Genomic DNA, 12,297 nt, shown 5'->3' with positions numbered 1-12,297 from the left:
AGCCAGATCAGCTGAGCGGCACTCAAGTTATACCGCGAACGTGCGACATTCTTAAGCGTCGTTTCTCAAACATCGTCACCGAGTACGAGCGTGCGCAGTGCCGTCTCGGCCGAGACGCGGCCGGCCGGGTCGATGGTCTCGCCGGCACGGAACAGATCCACGATGCGCGGGTCGACGTAGCTCGTGCGGGCGATCGCGGGGGTGTTGCCGAGCACCGCGGCCGCCTGCCGCATCGCTTCGGCAATAGCTCGGGTGTCGGCGCGACGGTTGCGCGACGCCGCCCGCGGTTGCCGTGAAGCGGATACTGCCGGCACGGCCCCAACGCCGGTCGCCGTCGCTGTAGTGCTGGGTTTCGTGCCGGCTCCGGCGGTGCCGTCCCTTGCCCCCTTCCCGGCGGTGCCGGATTTTGTCCCGCTCCCGGCGGTGCTGGCCTTCGCCCTGCTCCCAGCGCTGCCCGATTTTGTCCCCGCGTCGCTGCTCGCCTCATCCTCGTGCGTGGTCATGCCAGCCGCCGCCCTCAGATTCTGCGCGAGGCTCTGGGCCAGACTTTGGGCCGCAGCGGCCGTGCCCCGCAGGGTACGAAAGTCCTTCGCGCTGAACTCGCCGCCGGTGCGTTCCTTGATGAACGAGTTGATATCGGCGGCCGAGAGGGCATTCTCCTCCCCGTCGACCACCCAGGACAGTAGCGGTGCAGCCGGGCGCTCGCGCAAGCGGGCGCGCAGATAAGTCGCGAGGTCAGCATCCGTTATCACGCCTTGAAATTGTTGGCCACTCTTGGCGGGAAAGTCCAGCCGCACCACGTCTCCCCGCACCGACACGTGCGAGCAGAGCAGGGTGGAGAGCCCGTGGCTACCGTAGTCGTCGGCATAACGCTCGCTGCCGATGCGCAACGAGGCGAGGTCGAGCATGCGAAATGCCGCGGCGAGGGCCCGCGCGCGCGGCTCGCTGTCCCCGCGCAAATCCCGGGTCACCTGACCACGCACCCGGGGCAGGGAGGCGGCCAGCTCCAACGCGCGCTCAAACTTGAGGCGGTCCTTTTGTTCGCGCCAGGCCGGATGGTAGATGTGCTGGCGGCGCCCGACCGCATCGAGGCCGATCGCCTGGATGTGCCCGTTCGGGTGCGGCGAGATCCACACGTCGGTCCAGGCGGGCGGAATCGCTAGCTCCGTGAACCGCTGCCGCAGCTGCTTCTCGGTGACCTTCTGCCCGGCCGGGTCGCGGTAGCTGAAGCCCGTGCCCGCGCGCCGCCGGGAATACCCCGGCCGGGTCGGGTCGCTGCGCCGCAGCCGGGTCACGCGGGTGCCGTCGGTGTGCGCATGCTGAAACAGTAGTGCGAATCGCCCTCGTCAGCACGAAAGCGGATGCCGCTGCCCGCCCATCGCCTGCCCGCCACGCTCTCGCTGGGGCCCGCAGCGCTGGCCGAGCTCGCGGCACTCGTGGCACTCCTGCGTCGGGGTACCCGCGTCTCGAACGAGTGCCGCGACGCGCGTCCGCGACCGTTTCGGCGCGACGCGAGCCGCGGCATCCGCTTCGGTGCGGTTTTTTCTGGCATCACTTGCACTTTGCTAGAACTTGTGTTCGACTATACCCATGCGGTGGAGCTCACAGGAACTACAGACCGAGCAGGTCGGAGCCCTTCCCGGACTCGCCCGCCTGAACAACCTCGTACGCAGCGTGCAGACGCCCGAGTTCGCCGGAATCACGTTCCACGAGATCCTGTGCAAGTCGGCGCTCAATCATGTACCCGGTCAGAGCGCGCTGCCGTACGGCTACACGATCAACCCTTATCGCGGATGCTCCCACGCCTGCACCTACTGCTTCGCCAGGCCGACCCACCAGTACCTCGACCTCGACGCCGGCAAAGACTTCGATAGCGAGATCATCGTCAAGGTCAACGTGGCCGAGGTGCTGCGCAAGGAACTCGGCAAGCCCACCTGGGGGAGGCATCCGGTGGCGCTCGGCACCAACACCGACCCATATCAGCGCGCCGAGGGACGCTACCGACTCATGCCCGGCATTATCGCAGCCCTCGCTGACAGCAAAACCCCCATCTCCATTCTCACCAAGGGCACACTGCTGCGCCGCGACCTGGACCTGCTCGTCGAGGCGAGTGAGCACGTTCCAGTCGACCTGGCCATGTCAATTGCCATCTATGACGATGAGTTGCAGCAAGCCGTCGAGCCGGGAACTCCCACGACGAAGGCGCGCCTCGCCACGGTGACCGCGGTGCGCGAACGGGGACTCGACTGCGGCGTCTTTCTCATGCCCATTTTGCCGTTCCTTACCGACACCCGCGCGCATCTCGATGAGGCGCTGCGGCAGGCCAAGGCGGCCGGAGCCACGAGCGTGCTCTATTCCGGCCTCAACCTCAAGCCCGCCGTCAAGGACTGGTACCTGCGCTGGCTCGACCGCGAGCATCCCGAGCTGGTTGCCCGCTACCTCGAGCTCTACGCCGGCGGCCAATACGCGCCCAAGGAGTACCGCACCTGGCTCGCCGCGCGCATCAAGCCGCTCATTCGCGCGCACGGCCTCGAACGCGGCATCGTCGACCCCGCGACCGGCGGCCTCCGCTCCAGCGCTCTCCCGTCTTCCCCGGAACGGATGCCCGCCGCCCGCCGGACGCCCGCCTTCACCCACTCCCCTTCACCGGGCCCGGGCCCGGAAACCGGGCCCATGATGGATCATGGGCCCCGTTCCCTAAGGTGGGCCCGGAGCACGGAGGTGCCCCGGTCCCTGATCGCCGCCGAACTCCCGCCCGACTTGGCCCCGACCCTGTTCTGACCCCATCACTGCCATCCCCGCACCCACCCCGATGGCATACTTGCCTATTGGGGGAAATATGTCTCTAGGGTTACCCGGCCACCTGGTCCAGCGCACGCTCGCACGCGCCATCGCACGGGCCGCGCACTGGTTCGCGCTGACCTGCTTTAGCGCCGCGATCCTGTCAGTCAGTATCCTCACCCTCAGAACCCCCGAACTCTGGATCACCATCGTGGTTGTGGCCGCCATGGCAACCCTGCTCATCCTCTTCACCCGGCATCGGCGCATCCCGCTGGCCGTTGCCTATCTGCTCGTTGGAACCCTCGGCGTTTACGTCTTCACCGCCACCGTGCTCGGCGTACCCGACGTATTCCCCGCGTCGAATATGTTCCTCGTCGCCCTGCCGAAGATGGCCCTCGTCATGGTCGGCGGCGCGGGATCCACCGCCCTCGCCGGCGTGCTCTGGAGCACCGCGGCGTTTCTGGTCGCCGAGGCGGCTGCGCTCCTCGCCATCGTCGGCACGACCGTGCCCTACCGGCCCGACCTGTTCACCCTTTCGACCTACCTCGTCCTCGTCGGGGTTATGGTGCTCGCCGGAATCGACCGCCGCGCCAGCAACGCCGCCCAACCCGCCATTCACCGCGCGGTGCAGGACGGCGCCAACCGCCAGCTGCGCGATGCCCTCGACACCCGCGCCATCGCTTTGCTCAACGACACGACCGTCTCCCAGCTCGTCGCGCTCTCCCTAGCCGAACCCGGCGCTCTCTCGCCGGGCCTCAAAGCCAGCCTGAGAGACACCCTGACCACCCTGCACGACACCAACTGGCTCGCCGATATCGACGCCCGCACGACGACGTCACCGCAGCCAACCGTCCACGAGCAAGCGCCAACACCAAGCCCGGCCTGGCGCTCCAGCGCCGTCTACACCGCCGTCGAACGTTGCCGTGATCGCGGGCTGAAAGTCGAGGTCACCGGCGACCGCGACGCCCTCGCTCGCCTCGACGCCGGCAGCGACCGCGACGTCGGCCTCGCCGTGCAGCAATGCCTCGTCAACGTCATCCTCCACGCCGGCATCGACTCCGCCGAACTCGCCATCGAGTCCGACCGCAGCACCATTTCACTCCTCATAACGGATGCCGGCCGCGGCTTCACGGAATCGGAATCCGCTTCCGACCGGCTCGGTTTACGGCAGTCCGTGCGGCGACGTATCGAGCAGCTCGGTGGATCCGTGCTGATCTGGAGCCGCCCGGGCGCGGGCGCAAGCGTACGACTGACCGTGCCGGCCGAAACCCCCAGCATCAAACCGAAGCCAACCCTGCCCACCCACCACACGCCGGTCCGGCCCGGCAGCCTCAACGCCAACCCGGCCAACGCCAACCCGGCCAACGCCACCCCCACCAACGCCACCCCCACCAACGCCACCCCCACCAACGCCACCCCCACCAACGCCACCCCCGCCCCCCGGAACCCCCGATGACCCGCGCGACCCCCACGCCGCGCCGGCCGCGCGCGCCGGCATCCGCTTCACAGCAGCGTCTCGACCCCATCGGTGGCCTGGCTGCCTGGCCGATCGCCCCGGTCGTCGCCCTGATCGTGGTGACCTACGCGATAGCCGCGACCGTGTCGCGTCCGCACGAAATCCAAATCGAAGAGCTCGCGGTCTCGGCCGTCGCCGCGCTCATTATCGCGGCCGCCGTGCTGGTCTGGTCGGCGCGCCCCGACCTGGCACCGTTCACCCGCAGCCGTGCGATCGTCGTCGTGGCCCTCGGCCTGGTCGCCCACGTGCTCGCCGCGGCCAGCGCCTGGCAGTACAACGGCATGATCCAGGACGACTTCGCCCCGATCGGACTCGGCCTGCTGCTGCTCGCCCTCGCTCCGTTCCGGCCGTGGAAAGAAATCCTCGCGCTGGGCGGAATCTCAGCGATCATCGTCGGCGCCGCCGCCCTCGTGCAATCGCCCTTTCTCGGCGTGCGAACCCCGCCCGCCCTGTTCGCGATCATCGCCATGACCCAGGTGCTCGCGCCCAGCCTCGCCGCCGCCGCGTTCTCGCGCCAGATCGTCAATTCCATTCACCGTTGGCAAACGGATGCCCGCCGCGCGATCCGCGGGCGCACCGAGGAGAATCGCGACCTCCTCGCGCACGAGGTCGTCGACCATCGCGTCAAGAACCTCGGCGCCGATGTGCTGCCGTTCCTGGCCGATGTGCTCGAGCGGGATGCGGTCACCGCCGCCGACGTGAAGCGGGCCCGCTCCCTCGCCTTCCAGGTGCGTCGGGTGCTCGTGGCCGAAGTCGACCACACCTGGCTCGACGACCTGATCGAACGTGAGCGCACGGCCCTGACCGAGCGCGGCCTCAACCCGCTCTGCGTCATTGCCGACCCCGAGCGCCGAGCGACCGCCTTCGACTCCGACCAGCGTGCCGCCGCGGGCGCTATCCTCGTGGCGCTCTGCACCCTCAAGGGCTTTGATCCGACCAGCCTCGTCGTGCAAATCGACGGGTCCGGTCCCGCCCCCGCCGACACCGCCCAGGTCACCCAGGCCTTCGGCGCCCGCGGAGCCCTCCCCACCCCGGCCACCGACACCACGACCACCGACACCACGACCATCGCCATCGTGACCGCCGCCCAGGAGCAAGCCGCCGCGCAAGCCCGCACCCCGGCCCAGGCGCAGCTGAAGCCCCGATCGCGCTCGACCGGTGAACGCGCCGTCGACACCATCACCATCCAGGCTGGAATCTCGCTGCCCCCGTATCAGCGCCGCCGGGCCCTGCGCCCGTACCTCAGCGTGCTCCGCGCCGTCTTCTCCCAGGTGCGCGTGACCAGCCGGCATCCGCTTCTCACGCTAGAATTTGACGCTGACCGCAGCGGCTCAAACTCAACCAAAGGCATCTAATGGCGAAACTGTACTTTCGATACGGCGCCATGAACAGCGGCAAGAGCACCTCCATGCTGCAAGCGGCATATAACTACGAGGAACGCGGCCACCACGTGCTGCTCGCCAAGCCGTCGGTCGACACCAAGGGCGACCGCGGAATTCTCTCCCGTCTCGGCGTGATGCGCGCCGTCGATTTTCTGCTCACCCCGCAAACGGATGCCTACGCCGTGTTCCAGCAGCACCGCGCGCAGGTCTTGAAAGAGTCCGGCCGTGACGTGAGCGCCCTGTTGCTCGACGAGGCCCAGTTTCTCACCGAGACCCAGGTTGACGACCTGCTGCGCATCGCCATTCTCGAGAACGTGCCCGTGCTGGCGTACGGAATCCGCACGGACTTTCAAACCGTCGCCTTTCCGGGAAGCCGCCGTCTGCTCGAAGTGGCCCACAGCCTCGAAGAGCTCAAGACCATCTGCCGCTGCGGACGCAAAGCCGTGTTCAACGGGCGCCAGATCGACGGCGTCTATGTGTTCGACGGCGACCAGGTGGCCATCGACGGCGAAGAGGTCACCTACGAATCGCTCTGCGGTAGCTGCTACCTCGAAGAGAGCCACGGCGTGCTCAACAATCGCAGCCGTCCGGCACCGGAGTAAGTCAGCGCCCTAACGCTGCAGACACGCGTCGCCGTCACCGTGGCCGCCGGTCGCGCACAGAAGAACCAGCTCACCGGTGCCATTGCCGCCCTCATCAGTGTCGGCGCCCCCATCTCCCGGGCTCGTGCTGACCATGCTCCCCACGAGCGGACCGGACGCCTACGGCTACAGCTACGGCTACGGCTACGGCTACGGCTACGGCTACGGCTACGGCTACGGCTACGGCTACGGCTACAGCTACAGCTACAGCTACAGCTACAGCTACAGCTACAGCTACGGCCACGGCTATCCCGGCAGAACCGGCCCGCGCCCGCGGCACGCGCGTCAAGTCCTGACCCACCCGACCTGGTGTGCGCTGACCGGAGGGCTCTCCTCGCACGGTCTGCTTGAATAGGGCCATGCCCTCTCCAGACTCGGCACGGCCTGCATCCGACTCTGACAACCCCGCGCAGCACTCGGCCGATGCAGCCTCCGCTGCTGCGCCCGCCGACGTCCCGGCCAGCACAACCCCCGCCGAAACCCCACCCTCCACGCGCCGCCGCACCATCGTCGGGCTCGTCGTCCTCGGCCTGCTCATCCTCGTCGTGGGGTCCACCGCCTGGGTCGGTATTCGGGGCCTCCAGGCCAGGGACGCCCTCGAAGCCGCCGTTCCGCTCGCGTCGACCATTCAGGACGAAATCCTGGCCGGCGACGGTGAACAAGCGGCTCAAACCGCTGCCGACCTGGCCGCATTCGCGGCAATAGCTCGGTCGCGCACGAGCGACCCGATCTGGCGCGGCTACGAATTTCTGCCGTTTCTCGGACCGAATCTCACGGCCGTGCGTGAACTCGCTACCGTCGTCGATGATGTCGCCCAGAACGTCGTCACCCCGCTGGCCGGTCTGGCCGGAACTTTCGACCTGAACGCGTTCAAGCCCGTCGACGGATCGATCGCCCTGCAACCCCTGCTCGACGCGCAGCCGTCAGTTGACCAGGCCAACACAGCCCTCGCCCGCGCCGTAGAAGATGTCACTGCGATCGACACCGACAACGTACTCGCCGTGGTGCGCGACGCCGTTACCCGGCTGCAAACCGTCACCGAGCAGACCGCGAGCAGCCTGGACGCCATGGATCGCGCCGTCACCCTGCTGCCGGCCATGCTCGGCGCGACCGAGCCCCGGGATTACATCCTGCTGTTTCAAAACCTGGCCGAGCTGCGCGCGACCGGCGGCATCCCTGGCGCTCTAGCCCTGGTGCATACCGATCAGGGCAGCGTCGAACTCACCCAGCAGGCGACCGCTGAGGACTTTGACCCGTTTGCCGCGCCGGTGCTGCCGCTCGGCGACGACACGACCCTGATCTATGGGGACATCACCGGCGAATACATCCAAAATGTCACCCTTACGCCCGACTTCGCCCAAACCGGAGCCCTCGCCCGCGAAATGTGGCGGCTCCAATTCGGCCTCGAAGCCAACGGCGTGCTCTCAATCGACCCGGTTGCGCTGAGCTACCTGCTCGATGCCACCGGCCCGATCACCCTCGCCACCGGCGACGAACTCACCGCCGACAACGCGGTGTCACTGCTCCTGCACGACGTGTACGCGCGCTATGACGACTTGAAGCAGCAGGACATCTTCTTCGCGGCCGCCGCCGGCGCCGTGTTCGACGCCGTCAAGAGCGGTCGCGCCGACCCGAACAGGCTCATCGCCGCGCTCGCCCGCGCCGGAGCCGAACACCGCGTGCTGGTGTGGAACGCCGATGAGACCGAACAGGCAGTGCTCGACGACACCACCCTGGCCGGCGGCCGCCCGGTCAGCGACGATTCGACGAATCGGTTCGGTCTCTACATCAACGACCTCTCCGGCGCGAAAATGGACTTCTACCTCGACGTCGAAACCGCCATCGGCCAGCAGACCTGCCGCACCGACCGGCGCCCGCAATACACGCTCGAGGTCACCGTCTCCAACACTGCACCAGCGGATGCCGCCACCTCCCTTCCCGTCTACGTCACCGGCCGTGGCATCTCGGGAGTGCCGCTCGGCAACATCAAGACCATGGTCGCCGCCTACGGTGTTCCGACGATGTACAACCTCGGTGTCACGCGGGACGGCGTCGCCGCGGAACATGTTCCCGCGACCGATGCCAGCTATCCGGTCACCTCGCTGGTCTTCGAACTGGCTCCCGGTGAAAGCACCGTCCTACTCTTTGACTGGCTCGGCGCTGCGCCGTTCACCGGTGATCTCGAACTGCGCAGCACCCCATTAATAACGCTGCACGAAACCGAGAAGCTCGACCTCAGTTGTTAGGGTTCGCCAGGGGGGAGCCGCACCATTGCCACCACCGGGATCCACCTTGATTCGAAAACTTCGTGCCACGCTCGCGAGTATTGCACTGCTCGCTGGTGCGGCCGTAGCGCTCGCCGCCGGCTATGTAGCAGCCAATCTCATCAGCGTTTCTGGTGACAACACGCCGGGCGGCACGGTCGCTGTCGCCTGCGGTGACGAAGCCTTTGCCACCGGCGAACGGGTGTCTATTGCCGTCTTCGGTGGAGGTTCCGCTACCCTCGCCGCCGTGCGCGCCGCTAGCGTGAACATCGAAAAGTCGGCGACGAGCACCGGTGCCCTCGACCGAAGCGCTACCTTGCCGAGCAACGCAACCGACTCCTAAACCCTCACAGGAACAAGGCTCCGCTCGGGCACCGCCTCGATCACCGTCGCCGCCGATGGCAGCGACGACCTGGCTACGGCCGGTGTCGACGTGCCGATGGCCCTCATCGCGGCCGGTGCACTGCTCCTCTGCCTGGGACTCATCATCACCCTGCGTACCGTTCTCCGTCGTCGCGCCGCCACCGTCCTCTCGCGGCCGGCTAAGCAGATCGACCCCCTGATCGCGGGGGCGCTGCGCAATCAAGTGTCCTTGCGTAACTGTGCCAAACTGCCGGGTAGCGGCTTTGTGCCGCAACGGGAGGTGACGCAGTTGGAACTCCGTGACCACATACGCATCCTGCGCGACAGGTGGATCCTGATTGTGGCGGCGACCTGCCGATCCGTGTCGGCAGCATCCGTTTTCTCGATTGTGCAGACGCCTATCTATAGCACGACGTCCAAAGCTGTCGTCTTGACCGAGTCGTGCGGCACCACGAGCGACCTTGTGCAGGGCGCGAACTTTGCGGTCACCCGGGTGAAGACCTACGCCCGCCTGGCAACCACGCCGCTGGTTCTGCTGCCCGTCATCGAGAGCCTCGACCTTCGCAGTACAGCGGTCGAGCTGGCCAAGGGCATTGCCGTCTCGGCGCTGCTCGACACGTCGATCATGGACATCTCGGTCACCGACACCGACCCGGTTCGTGCCGCCGAAATTGCAAATGCCGTCGCGCAGAGTCTCACGGACGAGGTGCAAAAAGTTGAGCAACCGGACGACCCCACCGCGGCATCGCCCGTGAAACTCACTCGGGTTCAAGTTGCCAGCGTTCCGACTTCGACGGTCTCCCCAAATGTGCCGCTCCACTTTGCGCTGGGCGCGCTCGTGGGGCTCGCCCTCGGCGTTGGCCTCGCGGTGCTGCGCGAGACCCTGGACACGCGCATCCGCACCCAGCGTGACGTGGAACAGGGCACTGACGTGCCCGTCATCGGCGGACTCCCGTTCGACCCGAAGGTCATCGAGCGCCCGCTCATCGTGCACGCCGATCCGCGCAGCCCGCGGGCGGAGTCCTTTCGCACACTGCGCACCAGCCTGCAGTACCTCGACGTGGAACGCGTCGAGCGTTCCTTCATGGTCACCTCATCGATCGGCAGCGAGGGCAAGAGCACCTCGAGCGCCAACCTGGCCATCTCCCTGGCAGATTCCCATGCCCGCGTTCTGCTCGTCGACGCCGACCTGCGTCGCCCGCGCATCGCAGATTACATGGACATCGAGGGTGGGATAGGACTCACCGACGTGCTCATCGGTCGCGCCGAGCTCAGTGACGTTATTCAGCCGTGGGGTCGCGGCCAGTTGTTCGTGCTACCAGCCGGTCGCACTTCGCCCAACCCGAGCGAGATGCTCGGCTCGTCGCGCCTGAAACAGATCATCGAAGACTTCAATCGCACCTTCGACTGCCCACCGCTGCTGCCCGTAACGGATGCCGCCATCCTCGCGAAAAGCGTCGGCGGCGCAATTCTCATCGTCGCGGCCGGACGCACCCAGAAGCAGCAGCTCAAGGGTGCCATTGTTGCCCTGGCCAGTGTGGACGCGCCGATCAGCGGCGTAGTCCTGACCCTGCTGCCCACCAAGGCACCGGGGGCATACGGGTACGGCCAGTACGGCTATGGAAACACCTACTGCGAGATTCCGGTTGAGCCCGTCGCCTCCAACTTCCGTCGATTGCGAGCCCGATGACCGCCCCCCGCATTCTCATCGTCTGCACCGGAAACATCTGCCGGTCGCCGCTGGCCGAGCAGCTGCTGCGGGAAAACCTGCGCAACGCCGGCATCGATGCCGTGGTCACGAGCGCCGGAACCCATGCCATGACGGGCAGCGCCATGACGTCCGAAGCCGCCGCTCTGTCGACGCAATACGGCGCGTCAAACACCGATCACGTGGCTCGGCAGCTCACCGAGCAGCTCATTGCCGACGCCGACCTCGTGCTCACCGCCACGCGTGACCACCGGCGTGATGTCGTCATCCTGCTGCCCAAAGCCACCCGCTACACCTTCACCCTCAACCAGTTCGCCCGCCTGGTAGCCCCGGCCGATGCCGAAGACGGCACCGCGTTCGCCGCTGACGCCTCCCGCGTTGACGCCCAAACAGGCCTCGACTTCCCCGCCTTCGTCGCGTCCGTCGCCTCGACCCGCGGACTCCACCCCTCGCCCAACCCTCCAACCCTCGACGACGTCGAGGACCCTTACCGCCAGCCCGCTGCCGTCTATGACCGCGCCGCCGCGGCGATCAAGGCCTCCGTCACCACGATCACCGCCGCCCTGATCGCGGCCGGAGCCTGATGATCCAGCACCCCCGCCGGCGTCGCATCATCGCCTACTCCGCTTCGGCCTCTTCCTGCTCATCGACGCCGTGCTCATCACGAGCGCCCTCACCTCGACCTCGGTTGATGCTGCCGTCGACGCGTCTTCGGAGCCGGCCGCCACGGCATCCGCTTTTCCATCACCGAGCGCCACCCCGACGACCTCGCCAACGGCCGCGCCAGCCGTGATGCCCCTGCCAACCACCCGCTTGCTCTCCGCGGTGTCGGCTACCGCCGCCTGGCGTGCCAGCACCGGAACCTGCAGGGCCTCGGCCGCACCCGAACTCAGCACCGACTCTGGATCCAGCTGGACCGCCACCGACGCCACCGGCCGCTCCGGAGTCACCGCCCTGCAGTCGATTGCCGCCCAGAGCGAATCGGTCGCCGAGTTCATCGGCCTCGACGAAGACTGCGCCCCGCAGTTCGTCAAGACCTTCGTCGCCGGAGACAACTACTCCAGCTACCCCGACGAGCTCGACAACGCGTGGTACGTCGACCCGGCCGACCGCGCCGCCGTGCACGGACCCGACGGCCTGGCCTCGGCGCCGTGCGACGCGGTCGTCGCCCTCGCCGCGAGTCCGGCCGACGCTGACTCCGCCGCCGTTCTCTGCGCCGACGCACGCATCTTCGCCACAACGGATGCGGCCGCCTCCTGGTCAGCGCCCCTGGCCGTCCCCGGAGTGCTCACCCTCACCGCAACCGACCTGGGCTACATCGCCTTGGCCGCGGGGGACCCGGCCGCCTCGTCGACGGACTCCGGCTCGGTCGCGTGCCTCGGCCTTAGCGTCGTCGACGTCGGCGTGCTCGACCCTGCCGCTGAGACCGCTGCACTGAGCGCGAGCACCACGGGCTGCTACGCCACCGACGAAGCTCCCGCCGAGCTGGCCGCAAACATTGCTGTCGCATCCGCCGACGACACCCTCTGGCTCTGGATCGGCGACCTCACCCTGCGCTCCACCGATGTCGGCCAGTCCTGGCTCTAGTTGCCCCGAGTATGCAGCGCCCACTTCTCCACAGTTCCTAGAATCCCCAGCACAC

11 protein-coding genes are annotated in these 12,297 nt (G+C 67.5%); 10 read left to right on the top strand and 1 reads right to left on the bottom strand.

The window, feature by feature from the left end:
* Window positions 1–65: 65 nt before the first annotated feature.
* On the bottom strand, window positions 66–1,295 hold the full coding sequence (locus E3T46_RS11320; RefSeq protein ID WP_134578636.1) for a DNA topoisomerase IB: 1,230 nt from the start codon (window positions 1,293–1,295) through the stop codon (window positions 66–68).
* A gap of 295 nt (window positions 1,296–1,590) precedes the next feature.
* On the opposite strand from E3T46_RS11320, the gene E3T46_RS11315 reads away from it, so the two are divergent.
* The 10 genes from E3T46_RS11315 to E3T46_RS11270 all read left to right on the top strand — a co-directional run bounded on the left by E3T46_RS11315 (window position 1,591) and on the right by E3T46_RS11270 (window position 12,242).
* Window positions 1,591–2,781, top strand: coding sequence for an Rv2578c family radical SAM protein (locus tag E3T46_RS11315; RefSeq protein WP_134578635.1), 1,191 nt, complete (start codon window positions 1,591–1,593; stop codon window positions 2,779–2,781).
* Between the two features lie 58 nt (window positions 2,782–2,839).
* Complete coding sequence (locus E3T46_RS17975; protein WP_166790256.1) at window positions 2,840–4,237, top strand: hypothetical protein; 1,398 nt, start codon at window positions 2,840–2,842, stop codon at window positions 4,235–4,237.
* On the top strand, window positions 4,234–5,652 hold the full coding sequence (locus E3T46_RS11305; RefSeq protein ID WP_134578634.1) for a hypothetical protein: 1,419 nt from the start codon (window positions 4,234–4,236) through the stop codon (window positions 5,650–5,652). Before E3T46_RS17975 ends, E3T46_RS11305 begins: the two co-directional genes overlap by 4 nt.
* Window positions 5,652–6,281, top strand: a complete 630-nt coding sequence (locus E3T46_RS11300) for a thymidine kinase (RefSeq protein WP_134442936.1) — start codon at window positions 5,652–5,654, stop codon at window positions 6,279–6,281. Before E3T46_RS11305 ends, E3T46_RS11300 begins: the two co-directional genes overlap by 1 nt.
* A 97-nt stretch (window positions 6,282–6,378) precedes the next feature.
* Window positions 6,379–6,675, top strand: coding sequence for a hypothetical protein (locus tag E3T46_RS17970; protein WP_166790251.1), 297 nt, complete (start codon window positions 6,379–6,381; stop codon window positions 6,673–6,675).
* Between the two features lie 4 nt (window positions 6,676–6,679).
* Window positions 6,680–8,566 carry a DUF4012 domain-containing protein gene (locus E3T46_RS11290; protein ID WP_134578632.1) on the top strand — a complete coding sequence of 629 codons (1,887 nt, stop codon included), beginning with the start codon at window positions 6,680–6,682 and terminating at the stop codon, window positions 8,564–8,566.
* Window positions 8,567–8,612: 46 nt separating this feature from the next.
* Window positions 8,613–8,927: a hypothetical protein gene (locus E3T46_RS11285; protein ID WP_134578631.1), complete on the top strand. Its 315-nt coding sequence runs from the start codon at window positions 8,613–8,615 to the stop codon at window positions 8,925–8,927.
* Window positions 8,928–9,023: 96 nt separating this feature from the next.
* Window positions 9,024–10,637 (top strand): polysaccharide biosynthesis tyrosine autokinase, encoded by a 1,614-nt coding sequence (locus E3T46_RS11280; protein ID WP_241980703.1) that lies wholly within the window; start codon window positions 9,024–9,026, stop codon window positions 10,635–10,637.
* Window positions 10,634–11,239 (top strand): low molecular weight phosphatase family protein, encoded by a 606-nt coding sequence (locus tag E3T46_RS11275; protein WP_134578630.1) that lies wholly within the window; start codon window positions 10,634–10,636, stop codon window positions 11,237–11,239. Before E3T46_RS11280 ends, E3T46_RS11275 begins: the two co-directional genes overlap by 4 nt.
* 70 nt (window positions 11,240–11,309) lie before the next feature.
* On the top strand, window positions 11,310–12,242 hold the full coding sequence (locus E3T46_RS11270; protein ID WP_134578629.1) for a hypothetical protein: 933 nt from the start codon (window positions 11,310–11,312) through the stop codon (window positions 12,240–12,242).
* Window positions 12,243–12,297: the final 55 nt, after the last annotated feature.

This window comes from Cryobacterium sp. Hh11 (genome assembly GCF_004404045.1).
Lineage (GTDB): Bacteria > Actinomycetota > Actinomycetes > Actinomycetales > Microbacteriaceae > Cryobacterium > Cryobacterium levicorallinum.
Note: the sequence above shows the minus strand (reverse complement) of the source record. Positions and strands in the feature narration are given on the sequence as shown.